Below are 21781 nucleotides of genomic sequence, written 5' to 3'. Positions count from 1 at the left end.
TTTCTCCCTCAGTGCAGTACAGGCGATGTGATATGGCGGGCGCAGAGCTCATCCATCACGGCGAGCCCGAGGAAGGACAGCGACGGGGCGGCTTTCAGCGGCCCGGCCTCCATCAAATCTTCCAGCAGCGCACAGGCAATCAGACGGCCTTTTTCCTCGCCGTGCTGGCGCAGGTAGAAGCCCTCCAGCTCGGCGGCGATGGCGCTTTCCAGCGCGTCGAGGGTGAGGTGGGGATAGCGGTGCTGACGTTCGCACAGGGTCAGCCAGGCACAGGCCACGGCACGGCGATACAGGGCGGCACGCAATACAGGCGGCAGAGGCGTTTTCATACGTTGCCCTCCCCGGTGAACCAGCGGTGGTTGCAGCGCTCGACCACGCCGTCGAGCTGGGCGGTCATGAGGTAAATCACGGAGGTGAGCTGCAACTGCTGAGTCGGGTCACGACGCAGGGAAGTACAGTCCTGCACCTGCATCAGCTCGCCGACGAACTGGCCGACGTTACGCAGGAGCTCCAGGCATTCGAGGTCTTTCACGGTGATGGCGGGCTGTTTCATGCGCGCACCTCCGCCACCGGCAGACGCCCGGCAAACGAGAGGACGTAATCGCGAACGAGGGAAAGGCGTGCGGCGTGTTCATCACCGGCGACGGCGCGGAGCATACAGATACGGGGCTGACGGTCTGCGCGACGAACGGCGGCAAACACAAAGACAAACTGCGGGTGTGACGGGGTGAGGATCGTAGCCATAGGGGCAACCTCCATAGTTAGCTGGTTACAGCCACCACCGGAGTTCCTACGCTCATGGGTGGTAGCCCAGACGGGGGTAGGAATACCGGTAACTATGAGAACCGGCCAGCCCGAAGGCTGCCCCGCCTGAGCCACCATTACGCGATACCCACAATGGCGAAAAGGCCACTGTGTATTGAATGGGTGCATCAAGGCACAGACACAAAAAAAGACGCAAGGCGCGTCTGGTGTCGCCATAGTTAAACACGGGTTCCTACGCCCGGCTGCCGATTTTGCGACAGCGATAAAACTATACCTGGAAACGGCGAAGGGAAGCAAGCCAGAAAAAGGGGCTTTTTGCAGAACGGGCATCATCATGCGTCATAACCCCGGTTGCGTTCGGCGATACGGTCAGCCATCCATGTGGTGATTTCCGACTGCGCCCACGCCACGTTTTTTCCGCCGAGGGAGATTTGTTTCGGGAAAGCCTCCCGGCTGATGAGGTCGTAAATCGTGGAGCGGGACAGCCCGCACAGATGCATCACTTCGGGCAGGCGAATAAAGCGCTCCTGAACGGCATCAGAAACCGGCATCAGCGGCGCGGCAGGGGCAGAAGACGGGGAAGAAAAAGCGGTGTGCATCGGGCTACCTCACAAAGTCCATACAGTGCCGGTCGTGTCCGTCCGGCTTCGGGTAGCTCTCTATTTTGTGAATATTTTCCCTCAGGGCAACAAGTCATTTTGCTGCGAAATCTCACACAACAAACCGTTAACAAGTGAATGGCAAACAGTGGCAATCTCTGACAATTGTTGGCAATCCTTGATAATTCTTTGGCAAACCGATGATTACTTTTAGTTATATATTTTTATTTTTTTAATCTATAAATTTCTAAGTAACTCACTGGCTGAAAAACAGGAGGGTGAACAGTAGTGAACAGTCGGTGAACAGTTATACCCTCAACTGTTCACTACTTATCTTACTGTATTACTTGTCTTTTTTCTTTTGGTGAATAGTAGTGAATAGTTAATAGTAAAAAAACAAACAGTGAATAAGGCTTTCCTGAGACCTTTCTCTGGCGAGCCCGGTTTTAAATGCCATTTGTGTCATTTTTGCCACAACGGCAATGAATCGTGTTGTTGTGTCTGGCGCGGCAGAATCTCCTCAGATTGAAACGAAGAGGAGACCCGACATGACCGATACCACCGCCATTCCCGACTACCTGAAACCCGCGATGGAACGCCTTGAGGTTGCCCGGTCAGCGCATCTTGCCAGTGCCAGTCGTATGGATGAAACCACGGCGGCCATCAGCCAGGTAAAAGTACAAAAAAACGAACTGGAGCAGGAAAACGGCAATGATTCCGGTGCATGGCGTACTGCCTTTCGTGCCGGAGGTGCAGTTATTACCGACGAGCTGAAACAACGCCATCTGGAGCGCGTGGCATGTCGGGAACTGGTGCAGGAATGTGACAATATGGCTGAGGTGCTGTCTTTTGAGCTGGACAACCTTAAGGGAGCCTGCGACCGGACGGCCAGAACGTATCGTCAGGCACATCACTGCGTCCTCAGCCAGTACGCAGAGCATGAACTAAATGCTGCCCTGCGTGACACCTGTAGTGTGCTGGTCAGGGCAATGAAACTCAATATACTGGTCCTTAATAATCCGCTTGCTAATACGACCGGGCACGAGGGATATATCGAACCGGAAAAGGTTGTGATGCAGCAGGTGAAAGCGTGGCTTGAACAGGCCGTGAAGGGCTACAGTATCCGTCTGACCAATGAGCCGGTGCTGTTTAAAACAGGGCTGTCGGCCTCCACGCTGCCGCATATGGAGCATGATGTTGCGGCCACGCCCGTTCGGCGTAAGGTCTGGCAGGAAAAAATGAGGGCGCGTGAAGCCAGCCTGAAAGCAAGGGGGTTACTGTCATGATGCGCTGCCCTAATTGTGGTCAGGCCGCCCACGTCCGGACCAGTAAATATATGTCTGAGAACGTAAAAGAAAGCTATCTGCAGTGCCAGAATGTGTATTGCTCAACGACGTTCAAAACGCATGAATCCATTTTTGAGATTATCTGCTCCCCTGCGGAAGAGAAGAAGGCCGAACCCGCTCCGTCGAAAACCAGAACCACCCGCAAAGTGAAAGGGTGTTACAGCTCGCCATTCAGCCATAATCAGGAGAGACGATAATGACTACCCTGACCTTACAAAATGCGTTTGAAGCCTGTCAGACGAACAAAGCAGCGTGGATGAATCGTAAAGCTGAACTGGCCGCTGCAGAGCTGGAATATCGGGATTTATTGCTGGACGACGCAACGGGTTCCCGCCGCTTACAGACGCTGCGTGAGCTCATCGATATAAAAAAATGGGAGATTAATCAGGCCGCCGGTCGCTATATCCGCTCACATGAGGAAGTACAATGCATCAGCATTCGTAACCGGCTTCATGATTTTATGCAGCAGAATGGCGCAGAACTGGCCGCCGCACTGGCACCAGAACTGATGGAGGTTAAGAACCAGCCCGCGATGATAAAAAACCGCGCACTTGACCGTTCGATGACATATCTCCGTGAAGCCCTTTCCATCTGGCTGGCCGCAGGAAATGACATTAATTATTCTGCACAGGATAACGACATTTTAACGGCCATCGGATACAGGCCTGACGCGCCGTCTCGGGATGATAATCGTGAAACATTCACCCCTGCACAGAACATGATTTACGCCCGCCGACGCACCGAACTGGCCGCGCAGTAGCCTGTCAAAAAATCCCCGTAAATCCCGTCATTTTTCCCGAATTAAGCCATGCATCCATAAGGTGCATGGTTTTGCATGCGTTTTCCTGCTCCAGCATTCCCTGCCAGCGCCAGCCGCGGCGCAGCCTGAGGCCACCTTTGCACCTGCATTAAAAGTAGTCCCTTAAGCGGGCAGGCGTGGCGGGGAGAGCATTGCGCGCCAGCGGTAAAGTATTTATTTAATTATATTTAATTTCGCGGCCTGAGCGCGTCATTGCGCTGCGCGGATTCGCAGGGGTGTCGGTGGGTGGTGCAGAGATGTTTGAGGGCGTGGCGAGTCTCTGGGGCGGTCAGGAGATGTGCAGGAAAAGGTCGCCCGGAGGATAAGGGAAATCAGTCATTCCGTCGTTCATTACGTCGCTTCTAAAGCAGCTATTCCCTGACGTATTCGAGTCTGTGGCATCCATTGCCTCGCCATGCACCTGCATGAAAACAGACCCACGAAGCGGAGAGAGCATTGCGCGCAAACATTCAAGTGATTTATTTAGTAATAAAAACAAACATATGTTATAAGCTCGAAAAGCCAACAAAAAAGTACAAATGGCGAATCCATTTCTTCTCAGCGAAAAGAACCAAATAGAAATTATTTGCATTAGAAAGGAGCTCATATGATAAATGCTTTTGAAAAATCCAACCTTTGGCAATTTACTTTAGGTTTGGCCGACAATGAAGATATTGCAAGATTGAGGAATAGCTATTTTGACTTTAGAAGAAAAGTTGAGCCTTTAGTAAAAAATATTGAATTTGAAATCCCTGGACTAACCATCCATGATATATCTCACATAGATTCACTTTGGGAAGTAGCCGATCAAATAATAGGTGAAAGGCCTTATTTAAACCCCATTGAATCATATATTTTGGGGGGGGCATTCCTGTTACACGATGCAGCTCATGTAAGTGCAGCATACAATGGTGGTTTCACTGCTTTAAAAGAGAGAGATGAATGGAAAGATCTTATCTCACTAAAATACAACAATATTGAACCAGAAAAAAATTCTGAATCAGAAAAGATGGCTTTATTTGAAATTGTTAGGCAATTACATGCAAAACAAGCAAGAAGTTTAATTCAACAATCTTGGAAATCTGAAACAAATCAGAACTATTACTTTCTTATAGCTGATGAAGAGATTAGAGACTATTACTCAGAAATAATTGGGGAAATAGCTGAAAGTCATCATTGGTCAGCAAAAAAAGTCAATGACAATTTCTCAGGCAGAATAATTAACCCCCCTGCATTCTTCAAAAGTACAAATTGGGAAGTCGACCCTCTCAAAATTGCATTTATCCTGCGTACTACTGATGCATCGCATATAGATTCGAGGAGAGCACCTACCTATGCTTACAATATTCTTACCCCGCAAGGTCTTTCTAGGGATCATTGGCATTTCCAAAACAAACTTGGTAGAGCTAAATTGGTTGATGGAGAAAACCTAAGAATATCATCGGGTTCCTCATTTAATGAGGATGAACGTAACGCATGGTGGTTAGCATTCGATACAGCTCGAATGATCAATAGAGAACTTAAAGATGCTAATAATTTTTTAATCGAATCAGGTCGCCCTCCTTTAGCAGCTAAATCAGTATTAGGTGCAGAATCACCAAAATCTTTTTCAAAATACGTACTAGCAAATAATTGGGAACCTGAAGATATTTCAGTTCATGTGAGCAATCTCCCAAGGCTAATTTCAACATTAGGAGGGAAAGCGCTATATGGGGAAAATAAATACGTAGCTTTAAGAGAATTAATCCAAAATGGGTTTGACGCTATCATCGCAGCTCGAAACCTTGGCTACCTTGAAAGTTTTGAAGGTCATATAACCATCCAACTAAATAAAATTGATAACAAGAGTTGGATGTTAAATATAACTGATAATGGCTTGGGAATGAGTAGATATGTGTTATCTGATATCCTTCTCGATTTTGGTAAATCATTATGGAACCATGATGCTGTAAGGTATGAACACCCAAAACTTGCGCAGACTGGTTTTAGTTCCATTGGTCAATTTGGAATTGGTTTTTACTCAGCATTCATGATATCTAACTATGTAAAAATCATAACACACCGATATAAGCTGAAATCTGATGAATCCAATTCTCATTGGAAATTAACTTTTCCTAACGGCCTTGAAGAAAGACCTTTTATTTCAAAACCAAATAACCAAGAAGAACTAAAAAAACATGGAACTACTATCTCACTTCGCATTGAAGATGAAACTCTAAATGATTTATTAATAAAAAAGAAAGAAGATATATTTAGCGAAGAGGAAATAATTAACGAAGAGGAAATACATAACGAATTCAAAAAACTAATAATGTGGATATTTCCTGCTAGTGAAATAGACTTGCATCTTATCACTAAAGAAAAAAGTGAAAGAATAATATCCGCAAATGATTGGCTGACAATATCTGACAAAGATCTACTTATAAGAGTAAACAATCAAAACACAGATCAAAAACTTTATCCATTAAAGATTGATGGGCGTACTGTCGGACGTGTAAGAATCACTAATCATTCTTATTACCGTATTAATGAATGCTCACCTTTAATTGTATCTTTCAAAGGTGCTCGCGCAGGAAAAATTTATGGCCTCGATGGTTTATGCTTATCGTTTGAAAATAATGGAAAAGCAGAGAGAAATGATGCATTACCAAACTATCCTCTTGAAAGCTGGGTTGATTGGGCTAAAGAAATTGTCAATTCAGAACCAATGCTCTCGATTCAATTTTTACTTAAACTTCACGTTCTCTTGCCAAATGATGATCTAAATGTTTGGTTAGACAGTCATAGCAGATGTTCGTTAAAAGAGATTAAAAAGATGCTGGTTGTTTCAGATGAAATTCTCTTTCATAATGGCTCTATAGATTACGATGACGATGATGGCGTAAGAAGATCAGATTTCGAAGATGACTTAATTCTCGTAAATAATATAATAATCATCAATTCAAAAATCAGCTATTATTTCAACGACGAATTCACATTTGAGAAATTAATTGAAAAATTTAACATTCCTAGGGTTAGCTATGTAGAAAAGTTAGAAGGTTTGATTAAAGAAACTTGGGGGGAATTTGAAGAGAGCGAAGACTACGAAACTATTGGGTTAGTTGACGGAACTGAAATAATAAGATCTGTGACAAAATATTCTAAAATTACCTCTAAGTAACAAATAGCATTGCAGCGAAATGTTAAAAAATCGTTGCAATGCTTTTGACTATGATAATTTAGCAAAATCAAACGGAGTTACTGGTCTAAGTCTATTTATGTCAAGGTAATCAGCCCACCACTGAACCATCAATCGTCGTTCATCCAAATGCTCAGATGTATGAATATACGCCGCACGTACATTGTTGCGCTCTGAGTGACTCAACTGGCGTTCTATCGCGTCATCGCTCCATAACCCTGACTCCCCCATAGCACCACGCGCCATCGTCCTAAATCCATGTCCGCAAACTTCGGTTTTCGTGTCATAGCCCATCGCACGCAATGCGCTATTTAACGTGTTTTCACTCATGACCTTAGTTGCATCATGATCCCCCGGGAACAGCAGCTCTTTATCACCACTAATCTGCTTAAGCTGCTCTAACAAAATCATCGCCTGTCGACTGAGAGGAACGATATGCTCCTCTTTCATCTTCATACCCCGGTATGAGTAACGCACGCCTTTAATTTCTTCTCGCTTTGCCGGTATACGCCAAAGAGATTTATCGAGGTCGAACTCATCCCAGCGCGCGAAGCGTAATTCACTAGAACGTACAAAAGTTAGTAAGGAAAGCTCGACCGCTATCCGTGTCATTACACGGCCACGATATGCAGCAAGACGTGCAAGAAACTCAGGAAACTGACTAGAAGATAAAGCGGGATAGTGCCGCGCTTTGGTTGTCGATAACGCACCTGCCATATCACTGGCTGGATTAGAGTCGATGTAATCGTTCTGTACGGCGTAACGCATTATGGCCGTGACCCGTTGTTGCAGGCGCTGAGCAACATCGTGTTTACCACTGGCATCAACTTTTTTAATCGGGGCTAACAGGTGACTGGTTTTGAGCTGGCGAATGTCGGACGAACCGATATGAGGGAAGATATAAAGCTCAAGATAGCGAAGAACGCGCGATCGATGGTCTTCACTCCAGCGCTTGTTACTGGCATGCCACTCACGAGCGATAGTTTCGAAAGTATATGCACCCGAGTTCTCGGCCTGAGCCTCTTTCTGCTCGGCTTTAGGGTCAATGCCCCGCACTAGCAGCTTTTTAGCTTCGTCGCGCTTTGCTCTTGCCTGAGCAAGCGTCACAGTTGGCCAAACACCAAAAGCGAGGCGATCTTCTTTTTTGTCAGAGGGGCGTCGGTATTTCATGCGCCAGTATTTAGAACCCTTGGCCGAAACCTCGAGATACAAACCGCCGCCATCGGCCATTTTGTAGGTTTTGTCTTTTGGCTTTGCGGTCTCGACCTGTCTGGCGTTGAGCTTCATTTGGGGGCACATTTCTAATCGAAGTTAAGATGCCCCCAATTATGCCCCCAATGACATCCGGATTTCAACGGACAACCTCGGACAACTCAGGACGTAAAAATCGCTGCAAGCATTGATTTTTAAGGGATAATTGGACTTTCTCGGATGGTCTTGGAAGTACTAATGGTGCCGAAGGCCGGACTCGAACCGGCACGTATTTCTACGGTTGATTTTGAATCAACTGCGTCTACCGATTTCGCCACTTCGGCACTGAAGGGATACGGAAAACGTTTTGGATTATACCTGTCGATAGCCGCCATGCAAGCGACAGCGTGCATCAGTCGTGCTAAGTGTTGAAAAAAACAGCGTAATCCCACAAACGAGCGGTGCGGCGTCACATTTTTCAGCCATCAATGCGCATCCCTGATCTTCGCTTCCCTGCCCCTACGACCGACACATCACCAATTCCGCCCCAATTTTTCTCAAATCCATCTCACATTACACCCTCATCGCGTCAACGTTTTATCGCCGCCAACCATAAGCATTTACGCTTCCTCAAACACTCAATATAAGATTCCAGAATAATTAATGTAATTGATTTATATATTCCATAAAAAACTACTCCATCGCTTTTTCTTATTACCGCAATCCTTAAGGATTTATTAATTACGTCAATATTTTTATGACTTTACATTAATGAAAAGTTTTGTTTTCGCTCTTTATTCCAGGATTTTCCTCAGGCGTGAAAGTTCCGGTAAATACTATTTTTACTAGTCGTTGTACGAGTCTCGATGGACATCTTCACTCGGTGAATTTACTCAGGAGAAAGACTGTGACTACCCTAAAACCTTTACTGGCGCGTAACCGCAGCTGGGCGCTGCAGAAGTGCCAGCATGACCCGGAATATTTTGAAAAACTGGTAGCCGGGCAGCGGCCACATTCGCTGTGGATTGGCTGCTCCGATAGCCGCGTTCCCGCTGAAGTGCTCACCGGCAGCCATCCCGGCGAACTCTTCGTCCACCGCAATATCGCTAACATGATTGACCCCGCCGACGACAACTTTATGAGCGTACTGCAATATGCCCTCCACTATCTCGAAGTCGAACGGGTGGTGCTCTGCGGCCACTACGGCTGCGGCGGCGTGCAGGCGGCGCTGTCGTTGCCGCAGATGTCGCTGGCCCACGAGTCCTCGGCGCTGGCCCGCCGCATCGGCTCGCTGCGCGATACCCTGCAGAGTGATATCGTTGCTCTGACACCCACTGACACTGACGCCGACGCGGCCGCGGCGCTCAATGCCCTGGTGGAAGCCAACGTTCGCGCCCAGTTCAGCCGCCTGCTTGACTGCGACCCCGTACAGACGCTGCTCGCCAGCGGACGGCCGCTCAGCCTGCACGGCTGCGTCTACGATTTGGCATCCGGCCATCTGACCACTCTCGTCGAACACCTCTCACCTCAGGAGCATGCCCCATGAATACTCTTCGTCAGGACTCTCTCGCAGGCATTGTCGTCTTCCTTGTCGCCCTGCCGCTGTGCCTCGGCATCGCCCAGGCCAGCGGCTTACCGCCCTTTGTCGGTCTGCTGACCGGTATCATCGGCGGCCTGGTCGTCACCGCCCTCAGCCCCTCCCGCTTTGCCGTCAGCGGCCCCGCCGCCGGACTGGTCACCATCGTCGTCGCCGCCATTGAATCCCTGGGTTCCTTCTCCGTCTTCCTGATGGCGCTGGTGCTGGCCGGCGTGCTGCAGCTGCTGTTCGGCGTTCTGCGGGCCGGGCGCTTTATCTCGCTGGTTCCCGCCAGCGTCATCAAAGGTATGCTGGCGGCGATCGGCATCCTGCTGATTATGCAGCAGATCCCCGTCGCGCTTGGCAGCGCAGAAGAGACCGGGCTCGCCGATATAGCGCAGGGCAACGCCACCTTCTCCCTCAGTGCTATCGCCGTCGCCCTGGGCGGCCTGCTGGTGCTATGGCTGTGGGGTTCGCCGCTTATCCGCCGGGTGAAGAGCCTGCGCTGGATCCCCGGCCCGCTGATCGCTGTCCTGCTCGGTTGTGCCACCACCGTATTAATGACCCAGGCCGCGCCGCAGCAGCTTGCCTCCCTGCCGCGCATTACCCTGCCAGAGTTCGGTAGCCTCGGCGATCTGCTGGGCGAGCTGGAGTCTCCTGCGTGGAGCGCGTGGCGTAATCCGTCGGTGTGGGTGGTGGCGCTAACCCTCGCGCTGGTCGCCAGCCTCGAAACCTTGCTCAGCCAGGAGGCGCTGAAAAAACTGCGTCCGCAAAATCCGCCGCCTTCGCCGAACCGCGAAATGGTCGCCCAGGGCGTCGGCAACCTGCTCTCCGGCGTACTCGGGGCGATGCCGATCACCGCGGTCATCGTCCGCAGCTCGGTCAACGTCAGCAACGGCGCGCAGAGCAAACTGTCGATCTTTATCCACGGCGTGCTGTTACTGATCTGCGGACTGTGGTTTAGCGGCCTGCTGACGTTAATTCCGCTCGCCAGCCTTGCCGCCGTGCTGTTGTATACCGGCTATAAACTGGCGACGCCGCGGCTGTTCATTGAACAGTTCCGCCAGGGCGCCGCACAGTACGTCCCCTTCCTTGCCACCATTGGCGGGATTATCGGCTTCGGCATGCTGGCGGGGATCGGGATTGGTCTCGCCACCCAGGTGGCGTTCAGCATCTGGCGTAGCCATCGCCATTCGCTGCAGCTGGCGCGCTACGACGACCACTACGTGCTGCGCATCCAGCAGAACCTGACCTTTTTACACAATCCGCATCTGCTGGCGCTGCTGGCGAAAATTCCGGAAAAGAGCGTGGTGATCGTCGAGCACGATAACGTCGGCTATCTTGACCCGGATGTGCAGGCGGTGCTGGATGATTTTGCCGAGAGCGCGCCGCAGCGCGGTATCCGCCTCAATCAGTGGCCGCTTGCCAGCCGCTGACCGTCTCCCGGGCGGCTGGTCCGCCCGCTTATCCACCCCTCCTAATGCCAAGCGACGCCTGTTGCCATGCTCTACACTTTCTTCGTTACTACGCCAACCCCAAGGAAACAAACATGAGCATCATTAAAAGTTACGCCGCCAAAGAAGCGGGCGCCGATCTGTCGCTGTGGGAGTACGATGCCGGCGAACTGTTGCCGGAAGATGTCGAAGTCGAAGTGGAGTACTGCGGGATTTGTCATTCGGACCTGTCGATGATCGACAACGAATGGGGCATGTCGAGCTACCCGCTGGTCGCCGGTCACGAGGTGATTGGCCGGGTGGCGGCGCTGGGCAGCGCGGCGCAGGATAAAGGGCTGAAGATTGGTCAGAAGGTTGGGATCGGCTGGACGGCGCGCAGCTGCGGCCACTGCGACGCCTGTATCAGCGGCAACCAGATCAACTGCCTGGAAGGCTCTGTGCCGACCATTATGAACCGCGGCGGCTTCGCCGATAAGCTGCGCGCCGACTGGCAATGGGTGATCCCGCTGCCGGAGAGCATCGATCTGGCTTCCGCCGGCCCGATGCTGTGCGGCGGCATCACCGTCTTCAAACCGCTGCTGACCCACCACGTGACCGCCACCAGCCGCGTCGGCGTGATTGGTATCGGCGGCCTCGGCCATATCGCCATTAAACTGCTGCGGGCGATGGGGGCGGAAGTGACCGCTTTCAGTTCCAACCCGGCGAAAGAGCAGGAAGTGCTGGCAATGGGGGCCGATCGTGTGGTGAACAGCCGCGATCCGCAGGCGTTAACCGCGCTGGCCGGTCAGTTCGATCTGATCATCAACACCGTAGCGGTGGATCTCGACTGGCAGCCGTACTTCCAGGCGCTGGCTTACGGCGGCAACTTCCACACCGTCGGCGCGGTGATGAAGCCGTTCCCGGTTCCGGCCTTTACCCTTATCGGCGGCGACCGCAGCATCTCCGGCTCGGCGACCGGTAATCCGTCCGAACTGCGTAAGCTGATGAAATTCGCCGGGCGTAGCAAAGTGGCGCCAACCACCGAACTGTTCCCGATGTCGCAAATTAACGAAGCGCTGAAACACGTGCGCGAAGGCAAAGCCCGCTATCGCGCGGTATTAAAAGCCGACTTCTGATTGGTATTTATCGCCGGGCGTCCCGTGCGCCCGGCGCTTTTCTCCTTGCTTCATCAAACCGTCATCTCCCCGCCATTCCCCTGTAGTCATCGCTTCCCACAATCCGGGCTTCCATAAACGCCTGAACGAGACGCCCGTCACCATGAATAAGCGCTGGCTCCCCTGGCTGATACTGTCGCCTTCTCTGTTGTTTTTACTGCTGTTTACCTGGTTTCCGCTTGGCCGTTCGGTCTATGACAGCCTGTTTGATACCCGCATGGCCAGCGACGGCGCACAGTACGTCGGGCTGGATAACTTCGCCCGCCTGTTTGCCGACGGCGTTTTCTGGCAATCGCTGGTCAATAATCTGCTCTATATCCTGCTGACGGTGGTACCCGGCGTGACGCTCGCTCTGCTGCTGGCGGTGGCGCTGAGCGAGAATCACCGCGTCAACCGCTGGCTGCGCACCGCCTTTTTCTTCCCGATGATTATCCCGATGGTCAGCGCCGCCGCGCTGTGGCTGTTTATTTTTATGCCCGGCCTCGGCCTGCTCGATCACTATCTGGCGAAGCTATTTGGCCCTCAGAACAACAACTGGCTGGGGCGCAGCAACAGCGCGCTGCTGGCGCTGGCGCTGATTGGCGTGTGGAAATTCGCCGGCTACTACATGCTGTTTTTCCTCGCCGGGTTGCAGAGCATTCCGGCCTCGACGCGGGAAGCCGCGCTGATGGAAGGGGCCAGCCGCACCCAGGTGTTTTTTAAGGTCACACTGCCGCTGCTGCGCCCGACGCTGAGCTTTGTTATCACCACCGCGCTGATTTACTCCATTACCCAGATTGATCACGTCGCGGTGATGACGCGCGGCGGGCCGGATAACGCCACGACCGTGCTGCTCTATTACATCCAGAATCTCGCCTGGGATACCCACGACCTCGGCAAAGCCTCCGCCGCCACCTTCCTGACGCTGGCCGGGCTGTTTGCCTTCTCGCTGATTAACCTGAAATTGCTGGAAAAAGGAGCCCACTATGAGCGCTGAAATCTCGCCGCTGATGGTCCGCTCGCCCGCCGCTGCGCGTCCGCTGTGGTTGCGCCTGCGTCGCTCACAGCCCTTTACCCTGACGGTAATCATGTGCTGCCTGGCGCTGCTATGGGTGAGCCCGTTTATCTGGATGCTGGCGACCTCGTTCAGCGCCACCACCTTCGGCGAAGATATGGCCTCATTGCTGCCGCGCCTGCCGCTGACCCTCGATAACTTCCGCGACGCCTGGGACAGCGCCGACTGGCTGAGCCTGTACGCCAACACCCTTATCTTTACCTTCGGCACTTTCTTCGTGCAGCTACTCACCATCACCACCGCCGGCTACGTCTTCGCCTGCCACGAATTTCGCGGCAAGAAAACGCTGTTTCTGCTGTTTCTCGTCCAGCTGATGATCATGCCGGTGGTGATGATGGTGCCGAACATGCTGACTCTGAAAACCTTCGGCCTGCTTAACACCCTGACCGGCGTAATGATGCCCTACTTCACCTCGGCGTTCGGCGTGTTTCTGATGCGCCAGGCGTTCCTCGCCATCCCGAAAGAGCTGGAAGAGGCAGCGCTGATGGAGGGATGCCGCTGGTGGCAGGTGCTATTCCGCGTACTGCTGCCGATGTCCTGGCCATCGGTGCTGGCCTTCGCCACCGTCAGCATTACCTACCACTGGAACGAGTACCTGTGGCCGCTGATGATGCTCAACGATCCCGATAAGCAGGTGCTGACGGTCGGGCTGGTCTCTTTCGCCATGGGCGCTGAATCCGGCGGCCAGTGGGGCACCATCGGCGCCGGGACGCTGATGGTCTGCCTGCCGCTGATGCTGGCGTTCATCCTTTTCCAGAAACAGTTCCTGCGAAGCTTCGGCTTCTCCGGGATCAAATAAGGAGTTATTCATGCTGTTAGCGCACATTTCCGATACCCATTTCCGCAGCCGCGGCGAGAAGCTGTACGGCTTTATCGACGTCAATGCCGCCAATGCTGATGTGGTTTCTCAACTTAACGCGCTGCGCGAACGCCCGGATGCGGTGGTGGTGAGCGGCGATATCGTCAACTGCGGCCGCCCGGAGGAGTATCAGGTCGCCCGCCAGATCCTCGGCAGCCTGAACTATCCGCTGTATCTCATCCCCGGTAATCACGATGATAAAGCGCTGTTTCTGGAGTACCTGCAGCCGCTGTGCCCACAGCTCGGTAGCGATGCCAATAATATGCGCTATGCGGTTGACGACTTCGCTACCCGCCTGCTGTTTATCGACTCCAGCCGCGCCGGCACTTCAAAAGGCTGGCTGACCGACGAGACCATTAGCTGGCTGGAAGCGCAGCTGTTCGAGGGCGGCGACAAACCGGCCACGGTGTTTATGCACCACCCGCCGCTGCCGCTGGGCAACGCGCAGATGGACCCGATTGCCTGCGAAAACGGCTACCGTCTGCTGGCGCTGGTGGAGCGTTTCCCGTCGTTGACGCGCATCTTCTGCGGCCATAACCATAGCCTGACCATGACCCAGTATCGCCAGGCGCTGATCTCCACCCTCCCCGGCACCGTCCATCAGGTACCGTATTGCCACGAAGACACTCGCCCGTATTACGATCTCTCGCCGGCTTCGTGCCTGATGCACCGCCAGGTCGGCGAACAGTGGGTGAGCTACCAGCACTCGCTGGCCCACTACGCCGGGCCGTGGCTGTACGACGAAAACATCAGTTGTCCAACGGAAGAGCGCTAACCGCCATGCTCAGTCTGCAAAACATCAGTAAACATTTCGACGGTAAACCGGCGCTCAGCGCGCTGTCGCTTGATATTCACGAAGGCGAATTCGTGGTGCTGGTCGGCCCGTCAGGCTGCGGTAAAAGCACCCTGCTGCGCCTGCTTGCCGGGCTGGATCAGGTCAGTGAAGGCGAAATCTGGCTGCATGATGAGAACATCACCGACACCACGCCGCGCGAACGCAATTTTGCGATGATCTTCCAGAACTATGCGCTGTTTCCACATCTCTCTGTGCGCGACAACATCACCTTCGGCATGAAGGTGCGTAAGGAAGAAAAAAGCGGCTGGCAGCCGCGGGTAGATAAAGTCGCGCAGATGCTGCAGCTGGAGGCGCTGCTCGATCGCAAACCGGCGAAGCTCTCCGGCGGCCAACGGCAGCGGGTAGCGATGGCGCGGGCGATCGTGCGTAATCCGCGGCTGTTCTTAATGGATGAACCGCTGTCCAACCTCGACGCTCGCCTGCGCAGCGAAGTCCGCGACAGCATTATGGACCTCCACCAGCAGTTAAAAACCAGTACCGTCTACGTCACCCACGATCAAACCGAGGCCATGTCGATGGCCGACCGCATCGTGGTGATGAACGGCGGTCACGTGCAGCAGGTGGGGCGGCCAGAGTATCTGTATGCCAACCCGGCCAATCTGTTCGTGGCCGGATTTATCGGTTCACCGGCAATGAATCTGCTATCGCTCCCCTGCGTTGACGGCAACGTTCAGCTTGGCGAACAACGCCATCCGCTACCGCCGCGCCACCGCAGCCAGACGCGCGTCTGGCTGGGCATTCGCCCGGAACATATTACCGACCGCGTCGAGCACGGCCATCTGCGGCTGCCGGGTACCGTCCTGCAACGAGAACTGATGGGAGCCGATTATCTGCTCCACGTCAGCACCCCGATCGGCACCCTGCGCTTTAGCCGCCGCCACCGTGGCACGGTGCCTGAAAAAGGCGAATCGCTGATCCTCGGCTTCTCGCCTGCCGATGTGCATCTTTTTCATGCTGAGACCCAGCATAATTTACTGATGGAGTGTAATCATGTTTAACCCCCTCACCGCCCTGACGGTTGGGCTCAGCCTCGCCCTGAGCGGCGCGGCGCTGGCGAAAGAGAAAATAGACTTCATGTTCCCGGCTCCGGTAGACGGCAAGCTGACGATGGAGATGACACGCGTCATTAAAGCCTTTAACGAGTCGCAGCAGGATGTCGAAGTGCGCGGCATCTTCACCGGCAACTATGACACCACCAAGATCAAAGCCGAATCCGCGCAGAAGGCCGGGCAAACCCCGGCGCTGGTGATCATGTCCGCCAACTTCACCACCGATCTGGCGCTGAAGGATGAGATCCTGCCGATGGATGAGCTGTTTAAATATGGCGATCAAAAGGCCGGCGATTTTCTGCAAAAGGAATTCTGGCCCGCGATGCATAAGAACGCCCAGGTGATGGGCACCACCTATGCGATCCCGTTCCATAACTCGACACCGATCCTCTACTACAACAAGACGCTGTTCGATCGGGCTGGGATCGCGCAACCACCGCAGACCTGGGCCGAGCTGCTGGCCGATGCCAAAAAGCTGACCGACGAGAGCAAAGGCCAGTGGGGGATCATGCTGCCGTCGACTAACGACGACTACGGCGGCTGGATCTTCTCGGCGCTGGTGCGCGCCAACGGCGGTAAATATTTCAATGAAGACTATCCGGGTGAGGTTTATTACAACTCGCCGACCGCTATCGGCGCTCTGCGCTTCTGGCAGGATCTGATCTACAAAGACAAAGTGATGCCTTCCGGGGTACTGAATTCGAAGCAGATCAGCGCTTCATTCTTCTCCGGCAAACTTGGCATGGCGATGCTCAGCACCGGCGCACTGGGCTTTATGCGCGAGAACAGTAAAGATTTTGAACTCGGGGTCGCCATGCTACCAGCCAAAGAGCAGCGCGCGGTGCCGATTGGCGGCGCCAGCCTTGTAAGCTTTAAAGGCATCAACGACGCGCAGAAGAAAGCGGCCTACCAGTTCCTGACTTATCTGGTGAGCCCGCAGGTAAACGGCGCGTGGAGCCGCTTTACCGGCTACTTCTCGCCGCGTAAGGCTTCTTACGATACGCCGGAGATGAAAGCTTATCTGCAGCAGGATCCACGAGCAGCGATCGCCCTTGAACAGCTGAAGTACGCGCATCCGTGGTATTCCACCTGGGAGACCGTTGCCGTGCGTAAGGCGATGGAGAACCAGCTGGCGGCGGTGGTCAACGATGCTAAAGTAACGCCGGAAGCCGCGGTACAGGCGGCGCAGAAGGAAGCTGACGCGCTAATGAAACCTTATGTTGATAAGACTGCGCTGGGAGAAGTGAAGTAGCACAGGTATGTAGCGGGGCGCCCGGCTTGCGGCGTAAACGCCCAAGCCGGGTGACCAACCGCCCCCAGCGCAGAATGCGCCGGGGAGATTTTGTCGAAGCCTTAGATTTTATCCACCTGCGACGAAGCCCAGGATTTACGCGCGTAGGCTTTTCCCGCCGGGCTGGTATCCAGCTTCTCACGCAGATAGTGTTCGATCTGCTCAAGGCTGCGATTGCGCGTTTCCGGCACGCATTTGATCACGAAGATCGCGCCGAAGATACCGATTGCCGCAAAGATAAAGAAGGTTCCGGAGAGGCCGACCCACGACAGTAGCATCGGGAAGAACAGCGAGATCAGGAAGTTGGCAATCCACATTGAGAACACCGCCCCGCCCATAAACATCCCGCGCATCCGGGTTGGGAAAATTTCCGATAACAGCAGCCAGGTTACCGGTGACAGCGCCCCCTGTTGGAAGCTCAGGAACAGCAGCATTCCCGCCAGTACCATATAGGCGCGCAGCGCATCCGGCTGACCATTGACCGTTTCCGGCAGCAGGTAGCTCACCGCGCCGATAAACACCAGGCAGGCGGTACAACCGAACTGGCCGATCATGGTCATCGGGCGACGGCCTATCTTCCCCAGCATCCAGATGCCGACAAAGGTCATCAGCACCGAAACCACGCCGTTGGCAATGGTGGCGAACAGCGCGGCGTTATCGGTCATACCGACCGAGGTCAGCACCGTCGGCGCATAGTACATAATGGTATTGACGCCGGTAAGCTGCTGAATAACCGCCACGCCGATACCGATCATGAACAGCTTAAACAGCCACGGGGTCATGATTTCACGAATTTTTGGCTTACCAAGATTGCGCTGCTCGTCGAGAGTTTCCGTAATCTCCATTAGCTCCCATTCGACATCATCTTTACGCCGCGTACGCTCCAGCACCCGGCGCGCTTCCGCCAGTCGGCCTTTCATCGCATACCAGCGCGGGGTATCCGGCATAAACATCATGCCAAACCACAACAGCACGGCTGGTAGCGTCGCCACCGCCAGCATCCAGCGCCAGGTACTTTCACCGCCCCACAGCTCATGGAAGGTGGCGTTAGAGATATAGGCCAGCAGCTGTCCTGAGACGATCATCAGTTCCTGCAGCGTAACCAGTTGCCCGCGTTTGTTGGCGGGCGCCATCTCAGCGATGTAAACCGGCACCGTTGCCGCCGCGCCGCCAACCGCTACGCCGAGAACCAGGCGGAAGAAAATCATCCAGTTGACGTCCGGCGCGAGGGCAGTACCCACCGCGCCGATAGCGAAGATCACCGCCAGCCAGAGGATGATTTTCTTTCTGCCTGCGGCGCTGGCCAGATGGCCAGAAAGCAGTGCGCCGAATGCGGCGCCGAACAGCAGTGAGCTGGTCACCAGCCCGGTGGTAAAGGGCGTGAGGTGCAGTTCCTTACCCATAAACAGCAGGGCGCCGGAAATCACCCCGGTGTCGTAGCCAAAGAGTAAACCGCCTAAGGTCGCAATCAACGCAACGATCTTAACAAACGGCGTTGCCGGGGCGTCGCTATTCGGCCCCGACGCTTTATTGAGTGTGAGATATTGTTCCTGTGACATAGAAGACTCCAGTAACCTACCTTGTAGGGGGAAGATATGCTCTTGTCTGAATACAGAGGCCTCCTGCCTCACGGACGTGTCGTTCTCGTGTGGTTCTCTTGAGGTTTAGAAAAAGCGGGCCACGCAGCTGTGTGGCCCGAAATGCATCAACGATCAGATTCCTGCCGTTTCGCGGATGTACTTACGCGCCTTTACGGCGTATTCGAAGGGGTTCGCCAGCGCAGGGTCTTGTTCGGCTTCCACTACCATCCAACCCTTGTAGCCGTAGTCATCCAGCAACTGGAAGACCGGACGGAAATCTATTTCGCCGTCTCCCGGTACGGTAAAGGTGCCTTTCTTGACGCCGTCGAGGAATGAGAGCCCTTCGCGGCGCACCTGCTCAATCACCGCGGGGCGGACGTCTTTCAGATGCACGTGGTTAATGCGCGGCAGATATTTTTTCAGGATCGCCAGCATCGGCGCCTCGCCGCCCTCTGAATACCAGGCGTGACCGGTGTCGTAGAGCAGGAAGACGCGTTCGTCCACCAGCGACATAAACTTGTCGATCTCCGCGGCAGTCTGAATGCCGGTGCCCATATGGTGATGCAGGCAAACCTGCATCCCCTTCTCTGCCGCCAGTTTGCCAAGCGCGTTATAACCTTCAGCTACCCGCTGCCACTCTTCGTCGCTAAAGCACGGCTTTACATCACCGAGAATCGGTTTATCGAGCCCCTGGATACTGCCGCTTTGTTCAGAGCAACCAATCACCTTTGCGCCCATCGCATGGAGGAAATTCATGTGGTTAACGAATTCATCGATGGTTTTTTCTCTTTGGCCATTCGCGAAGAAGGTGCTGAACCAGGCGTTGCAAATCTGCATGCCACGAATATCCAGCATCGGCTTCAGCACCGCCGGATCGCGCGGATATTTGCTGCCGACTTCGCTGCCGGTAAACCCGGCCAGCGCCATTTCGCTGACCGTTTGCTGGAAGGTGTTTTCGCTCCCCAGCTCAGGCATATCGTCGTTAGTCCAACCGATAGGGGCGATAGCCAGTTTGACGTTCTCTTTGTTCATTTTGATGCTCCTGCCGCCGCGCCTTACCGGCGCAGCAGTTCACGTTCGATAAGTTCACGCGTTTCCACGGCCTGGTATTTCATCTTTTCCGGGTAACCAAACAGCGAGGTGCAGACGATCGGTTCACCGCCAACTTTGAAGGTCTGTTCAGCGAAACGCATATCGCGCAGGGTGCGGAACAGAGCATCGAAATCGACATCCCCTTCGCCGACGCCGACGTGCTGGTGTACGGCGGCGTCAACGCCCGGCGGATTAACGATATAGCGGCAGTGTTTGGTGTGATTGCGGGTATCGGCAATCAGCACGTGAGACAGGTCCTGACCGGCATAGCGCAGCATCTTCTCGACTTCACCTTTACCTTTGTCGTAGAAGAAGGTGTGCGGCACGCTGTAGACGTACTTCACGTTGTCGCTACGGAAGGACTTTACGATATCCACCGTCTCGTTGTTTTCTTCGCAGAAGTCCCACGGGTGGGCCTGGATTTCGACGCGGATACCTTCACGTTCGAATATCGGCAGCAGTTCTTCCATCGAGCGGTAGAACATTTCTTCGCAAATTTCCGGCTGGTTAGGATCGCCAGAAAATTCGGTGTTGATAACCTGCACGCCCATCTCTACCGCTACTTCGATGAGCCGCTTCCAGTTCTTCACCGCCGCCTGACGGCGCAGCTCATCCGGGCCGGACCAGCGATAAACGCAGATGAACGAGGAGAGTTCAACGCCGTTGTCACGCAGCGCCTGCTTATACTCGGCCATGATCTCCCGGCTGGCGCGCGGATGTTTGTAGAATGGGTTAATCTGCGGGTGCGGCGACTGTTCAATGTATTTGTAGCCCCACTCCGCCACCTGCTGAACCATTCTGGTGATCCCGAGATCGCGAATCACATCGACATCAAAAGCAATTTTCATCGTCGTTACCTGTTTGAAACGTTACGTCGGTGAAGGAGGATTTAGCGTTGGTAGAATGCCGGGCACTCAGGTAGCGATACTGCTACCGGTTCGTTGCACTCCTGCGCCTTCAGGCAGGCGTCGGCGGCAACCGATGCCGCATAACCGTCCCAGGCGGAGGGGCCCTGCAGCTTGCCGGCTTTCACATCATTGATAAATGCCTGCAGTTCGACGTCGTAGGCTTTGATGAAACGGTCTTTCCAGTCGGTGAGGATGGCTGTCGACAGGCTGGCGGCTTTACGCATCTCCACCGCCGACGGTTCCGGCAGGCGCGCAATGCCCGTTTCGCCAACGACTTCGCACTGGATGTCGTAGCCGTACTGGCAATTTACGAAGACTTCGACGTCGATCAGGGTGCCCTTTTTCGTTTCAAACGAGACTATCTGAGGGTCTTTCAGCCGCGCATGGGTATGGGAGGTCGAGCGCGGGAAGCGCACCTGTACGGAGCGGTAGTCGTCATTTAGCAGCCAGCGCAGCACGTCCAGTTCGTGGATCAGGGTGTTGGTGATCGCCATATCGGTGGTGTAGTTCTCACCGACCGACTGGTTACGGTGGGCACAGCGCAGCATCAACGGCGCGCCGATATCACCGTCGTCGATGACCTTCTTCAACGCCAGATAGCCTTCATCGTATGGACGCATAAAGCCAACCTGAACGAGGCGACGCCCGGCTTTCATTTCAGCATCCACAATACGGCGGCAGCCTTCCGCGCTCATCGCCAACGGCTTTTCGCAAAATACGGGCTTACCGGCCTCAATAGCCGCCAGGGTGTACTCTTCATGGGTTGGATCCCAGGAGGTCACCAGCACGGCGTCAACGTCGCTGGCTTTAATCACATCATGACCGTCGGCGTAGACTTCCGCCTGCACGCCCGGCAGCGCTACTGCCGCACGGGCGTTATCGGCGTTGATATCAGAAACGGCGACCACGGTCGCCCCCTGTAAGACCTGGGTGCAGCGACGGATATGTTCTTTACCGATGGCGCCTGCGCCGATGACACCTAATTTGAGTGACATGATGGTTCTCTCCGTAGTTCTGTAGGGTTCAGGGT

The 21781-nt window shown here is 54.0% G+C and carries 21 protein-coding genes, 1 tRNA gene and 1 pseudogene; 12 read left to right on the top strand and 11 right to left on the bottom strand.

Features of this window, described 5'->3' with window-relative positions:
• Positions 1-8: 8 nt before the first annotated feature.
• The 5 genes and pseudogenes from ABLU80_RS24995 to ABLU80_RS24975 form a co-directional block, all read right to left on the bottom strand.
• Complete coding sequence (locus tag ABLU80_RS24995; protein ID WP_004098169.1) at positions 9-329, bottom strand: DUF5375 domain-containing protein; 321 nt, start codon at positions 327-329, stop codon at positions 9-11.
• Positions 326-553 carry a hypothetical protein gene (locus tag ABLU80_RS24990; protein ID WP_348850574.1) on the bottom strand — a complete coding sequence of 76 codons (228 nt, stop codon included), beginning with the start codon at positions 551-553 and terminating at the stop codon, positions 326-328. Before ABLU80_RS24990 ends, ABLU80_RS24995 begins: the two co-directional genes overlap by 4 nt.
• Positions 550-744, bottom strand: coding sequence for a host cell division inhibitor Icd-like protein (locus tag ABLU80_RS24985; RefSeq protein WP_032433479.1), 195 nt, complete (start codon positions 742-744; stop codon positions 550-552). The genes ABLU80_RS24990 and ABLU80_RS24985 overlap by 4 nt, the downstream gene beginning before the upstream one ends.
• Before the next feature lie 24 nt (positions 745-768).
• Positions 769-981 (bottom strand): annotated as a pseudogene (locus ABLU80_RS24980) (ash family protein); the annotation flags it as partial.
• Positions 982-1097: 116 nt separating this feature from the next.
• The gene (locus ABLU80_RS24975; RefSeq protein WP_032413985.1) at positions 1098-1364 is read right to left on the bottom strand and encodes an AlpA family transcriptional regulator; all 267 of its coding nucleotides are present in this window, start codon (positions 1362-1364) and stop codon (positions 1098-1100) included.
• 548 nt (positions 1365-1912) lie between these two features.
• Between ABLU80_RS24975 and ABLU80_RS24970 the strand changes: the two genes are divergently transcribed.
• From ABLU80_RS24970 to ABLU80_RS24955, 4 genes are all read left to right on the top strand, one after another.
• Positions 1913-2650, top strand: a complete 738-nt coding sequence (locus tag ABLU80_RS24970) for a glycoprotein 3 (protein ID WP_348850573.1) — start codon at positions 1913-1915, stop codon at positions 2648-2650.
• Positions 2647-2907 (top strand): ogr/Delta-like zinc finger family protein, encoded by a 261-nt coding sequence (locus tag ABLU80_RS24965; RefSeq protein WP_163366387.1) that lies wholly within the window; start codon positions 2647-2649, stop codon positions 2905-2907. Before ABLU80_RS24970 ends, ABLU80_RS24965 begins: the two co-directional genes overlap by 4 nt.
• Positions 2907-3470: a phage polarity suppression protein gene (locus ABLU80_RS24960; protein ID WP_348850572.1), complete on the top strand. Its 564-nt coding sequence runs from the start codon at positions 2907-2909 to the stop codon at positions 3468-3470. The genes ABLU80_RS24965 and ABLU80_RS24960 overlap by 1 nt, the downstream gene beginning before the upstream one ends.
• 646 nt (positions 3471-4116) lie before the next feature.
• Complete coding sequence (locus tag ABLU80_RS24955) at positions 4117-6669, top strand: ATP-binding protein (RefSeq protein ID WP_348850571.1); 2553 nt, start codon at positions 4117-4119, stop codon at positions 6667-6669.
• Positions 6670-6717: 48 nt separating this feature from the next.
• On the opposite strand, the gene ABLU80_RS24950 is transcribed toward ABLU80_RS24955, so the two are convergent.
• On the bottom strand, positions 6718-7974 hold the full coding sequence (locus ABLU80_RS24950; protein ID WP_348850570.1) for an integrase arm-type DNA-binding domain-containing protein: 1257 nt from the start codon (positions 7972-7974) through the stop codon (positions 6718-6720).
• Between the two features lie 163 nt (positions 7975-8137).
• Positions 8138-8222: transfer RNA gene (locus ABLU80_RS24945), tRNA-Leu, on the bottom strand.
• 563 nt (positions 8223-8785) lie between these two features.
• Here ABLU80_RS24945 and ABLU80_RS24940 point away from each other — a divergent pair.
• From ABLU80_RS24940 to ABLU80_RS24905, 8 genes are all read left to right on the top strand, one after another.
• On the top strand, positions 8786-9424 hold the full coding sequence (locus tag ABLU80_RS24940; protein WP_049035206.1) for a carbonic anhydrase: 639 nt from the start codon (positions 8786-8788) through the stop codon (positions 9422-9424).
• Positions 9421-10890, top strand: a complete 1470-nt coding sequence (locus ABLU80_RS24935; protein ID WP_049035204.1) for a SulP family inorganic anion transporter — start codon at positions 9421-9423, stop codon at positions 10888-10890. The genes ABLU80_RS24940 and ABLU80_RS24935 overlap by 4 nt, the downstream gene beginning before the upstream one ends.
• A gap of 113 nt (positions 10891-11003) precedes the next feature.
• Positions 11004-12023 carry an NAD(P)-dependent alcohol dehydrogenase gene (locus ABLU80_RS24930; RefSeq protein ID WP_032709732.1) on the top strand — a complete coding sequence of 340 codons (1020 nt, stop codon included), beginning with the start codon at positions 11004-11006 and terminating at the stop codon, positions 12021-12023.
• A 142-nt stretch (positions 12024-12165) separates the two neighbouring features.
• Positions 12166-13038, top strand: coding sequence for a sugar ABC transporter permease (locus tag ABLU80_RS24925; RefSeq protein WP_015368525.1), 873 nt, complete (start codon positions 12166-12168; stop codon positions 13036-13038).
• Positions 13028-13915, top strand: a complete 888-nt coding sequence (locus tag ABLU80_RS24920; protein WP_046654732.1) for a carbohydrate ABC transporter permease — start codon at positions 13028-13030, stop codon at positions 13913-13915. Before ABLU80_RS24925 ends, ABLU80_RS24920 begins: the two co-directional genes overlap by 11 nt.
• 10 nt (positions 13916-13925) lie before the next feature.
• Positions 13926-14750: a phosphodiesterase gene (locus tag ABLU80_RS24915; protein ID WP_047080056.1), complete on the top strand. Its 825-nt coding sequence runs from the start codon at positions 13926-13928 to the stop codon at positions 14748-14750.
• 5 nt (positions 14751-14755) lie between these two features.
• Entirely contained in the window at positions 14756-15829 is a 1074-nt protein-coding gene (locus tag ABLU80_RS24910) for an ABC transporter ATP-binding protein (RefSeq protein ID WP_047080055.1), read from the top strand.
• Complete coding sequence (locus ABLU80_RS24905; RefSeq protein WP_047080054.1) at positions 15822-17132, top strand: ABC transporter substrate-binding protein; 1311 nt, start codon at positions 15822-15824, stop codon at positions 17130-17132. The genes ABLU80_RS24910 and ABLU80_RS24905 overlap by 8 nt, the downstream gene beginning before the upstream one ends.
• Positions 17133-17233: 101 nt before the next feature.
• Here ABLU80_RS24905 and ABLU80_RS24900 read toward each other — a convergent pair whose 3' ends face one another.
• The 4 genes from ABLU80_RS24900 to ABLU80_RS24885 all read right to left on the bottom strand — a co-directional run bounded on the left by ABLU80_RS24900 (position 17234) and on the right by ABLU80_RS24885 (position 21746).
• On the bottom strand, positions 17234-18730 hold the full coding sequence (locus ABLU80_RS24900) for a sugar porter family MFS transporter (RefSeq protein ID WP_047080053.1): 1497 nt from the start codon (positions 18728-18730) through the stop codon (positions 17234-17236).
• 153 nt (positions 18731-18883) lie between these two features.
• Positions 18884-19783, bottom strand: coding sequence for a myo-inosose-2 dehydratase (gene iolE / locus ABLU80_RS24895; protein WP_032713575.1), 900 nt, complete (start codon positions 19781-19783; stop codon positions 18884-18886).
• Between the two features lie 23 nt (positions 19784-19806).
• Positions 19807-20691: a sugar phosphate isomerase/epimerase gene (locus ABLU80_RS24890; RefSeq protein ID WP_015368532.1), complete on the bottom strand. Its 885-nt coding sequence runs from the start codon at positions 20689-20691 to the stop codon at positions 19807-19809.
• A 41-nt stretch (positions 20692-20732) separates the two neighbouring features.
• Complete coding sequence (locus ABLU80_RS24885; RefSeq protein WP_015704222.1) at positions 20733-21746, bottom strand: Gfo/Idh/MocA family oxidoreductase; 1014 nt, start codon at positions 21744-21746, stop codon at positions 20733-20735.
• Positions 21747-21781 lie beyond the last annotated feature (35 nt).

The organism is Klebsiella sp. CN_Kp104, from assembly GCF_040064515.1.
Lineage (GTDB): Bacteria > Pseudomonadota > Gammaproteobacteria > Enterobacterales > Enterobacteriaceae > Klebsiella > Klebsiella aerogenes.
The sequence above is the reverse complement of the archived record's forward strand: the minus strand, read 5'-3'. Positions and strand labels throughout refer to the sequence as shown.

What these genes read in the sequence shown, in the direction of transcription:
- ABLU80_RS24930 (WP_032709732.1), top strand. Translation starts at nt 11,004, where the DNA reads ATGAGCATCATTAAAAGTTACGCCGCCAAAGAAGCGGGCGCCGATCTG.
- ABLU80_RS24910 (WP_047080055.1), top strand. Translation starts at nt 14,756, where the DNA reads ATGCTCAGTCTGCAAAACATCAGTAAACATTTCGACGGTAAACCGGCG.
- ABLU80_RS24905 (WP_047080054.1), top strand. Translation starts at nt 15,822, where the DNA reads ATGTTTAACCCCCTCACCGCCCTGACGGTTGGGCTCAGCCTCGCCCTG.
- ABLU80_RS24920 (WP_046654732.1), top strand. Translation starts at nt 13,028, where the DNA reads ATGAGCGCTGAAATCTCGCCGCTGATGGTCCGCTCGCCCGCCGCTGCG.
- ABLU80_RS24935 (WP_049035204.1), top strand. Translation starts at nt 9,421, where the DNA reads ATGAATACTCTTCGTCAGGACTCTCTCGCAGGCATTGTCGTCTTCCTT.
- iolE (WP_032713575.1), bottom strand. Translation starts at nt 19,783, where the DNA reads ATGAACAAAGAGAACGTCAAACTGGCTATCGCCCCTATCGGTTGGACT.
- ABLU80_RS24975 (WP_032413985.1), bottom strand. Translation starts at nt 1,364, where the DNA reads ATGCACACCGCTTTTTCTTCCCCGTCTTCTGCCCCTGCCGCGCCGCTG.
- ABLU80_RS24970 (WP_348850573.1), top strand. Translation starts at nt 1,913, where the DNA reads ATGACCGATACCACCGCCATTCCCGACTACCTGAAACCCGCGATGGAA.
- ABLU80_RS24900 (WP_047080053.1), bottom strand. Translation starts at nt 18,730, where the DNA reads ATGTCACAGGAACAATATCTCACACTCAATAAAGCGTCGGGGCCGAAT.
- ABLU80_RS24985 (WP_032433479.1), bottom strand. Translation starts at nt 744, where the DNA reads ATGGCTACGATCCTCACCCCGTCACACCCGCAGTTTGTCTTTGTGTTT.
- ABLU80_RS24955 (WP_348850571.1), top strand. Translation starts at nt 4,117, where the DNA reads ATGATAAATGCTTTTGAAAAATCCAACCTTTGGCAATTTACTTTAGGT.
- ABLU80_RS24890 (WP_015368532.1), bottom strand. Translation starts at nt 20,691, where the DNA reads ATGAAAATTGCTTTTGATGTCGATGTGATTCGCGATCTCGGGATCACC.
- ABLU80_RS24925 (WP_015368525.1), top strand. Translation starts at nt 12,166, where the DNA reads ATGAATAAGCGCTGGCTCCCCTGGCTGATACTGTCGCCTTCTCTGTTG.
- ABLU80_RS24995 (WP_004098169.1), bottom strand. Translation starts at nt 329, where the DNA reads ATGAAAACGCCTCTGCCGCCTGTATTGCGTGCCGCCCTGTATCGCCGT.
- ABLU80_RS24960 (WP_348850572.1), top strand. Translation starts at nt 2,907, where the DNA reads ATGACTACCCTGACCTTACAAAATGCGTTTGAAGCCTGTCAGACGAAC.
- ABLU80_RS24950 (WP_348850570.1), bottom strand. Translation starts at nt 7,974, where the DNA reads ATGAAGCTCAACGCCAGACAGGTCGAGACCGCAAAGCCAAAAGACAAA.
- ABLU80_RS24990 (WP_348850574.1), bottom strand. Translation starts at nt 553, where the DNA reads ATGAAACAGCCCGCCATCACCGTGAAAGACCTCGAATGCCTGGAGCTC.
- ABLU80_RS24915 (WP_047080056.1), top strand. Translation starts at nt 13,926, where the DNA reads ATGCTGTTAGCGCACATTTCCGATACCCATTTCCGCAGCCGCGGCGAG.
- ABLU80_RS24965 (WP_163366387.1), top strand. Translation starts at nt 2,647, where the DNA reads ATGATGCGCTGCCCTAATTGTGGTCAGGCCGCCCACGTCCGGACCAGT.
- ABLU80_RS24885 (WP_015704222.1), bottom strand. Translation starts at nt 21,746, where the DNA reads ATGTCACTCAAATTAGGTGTCATCGGCGCAGGCGCCATCGGTAAAGAA.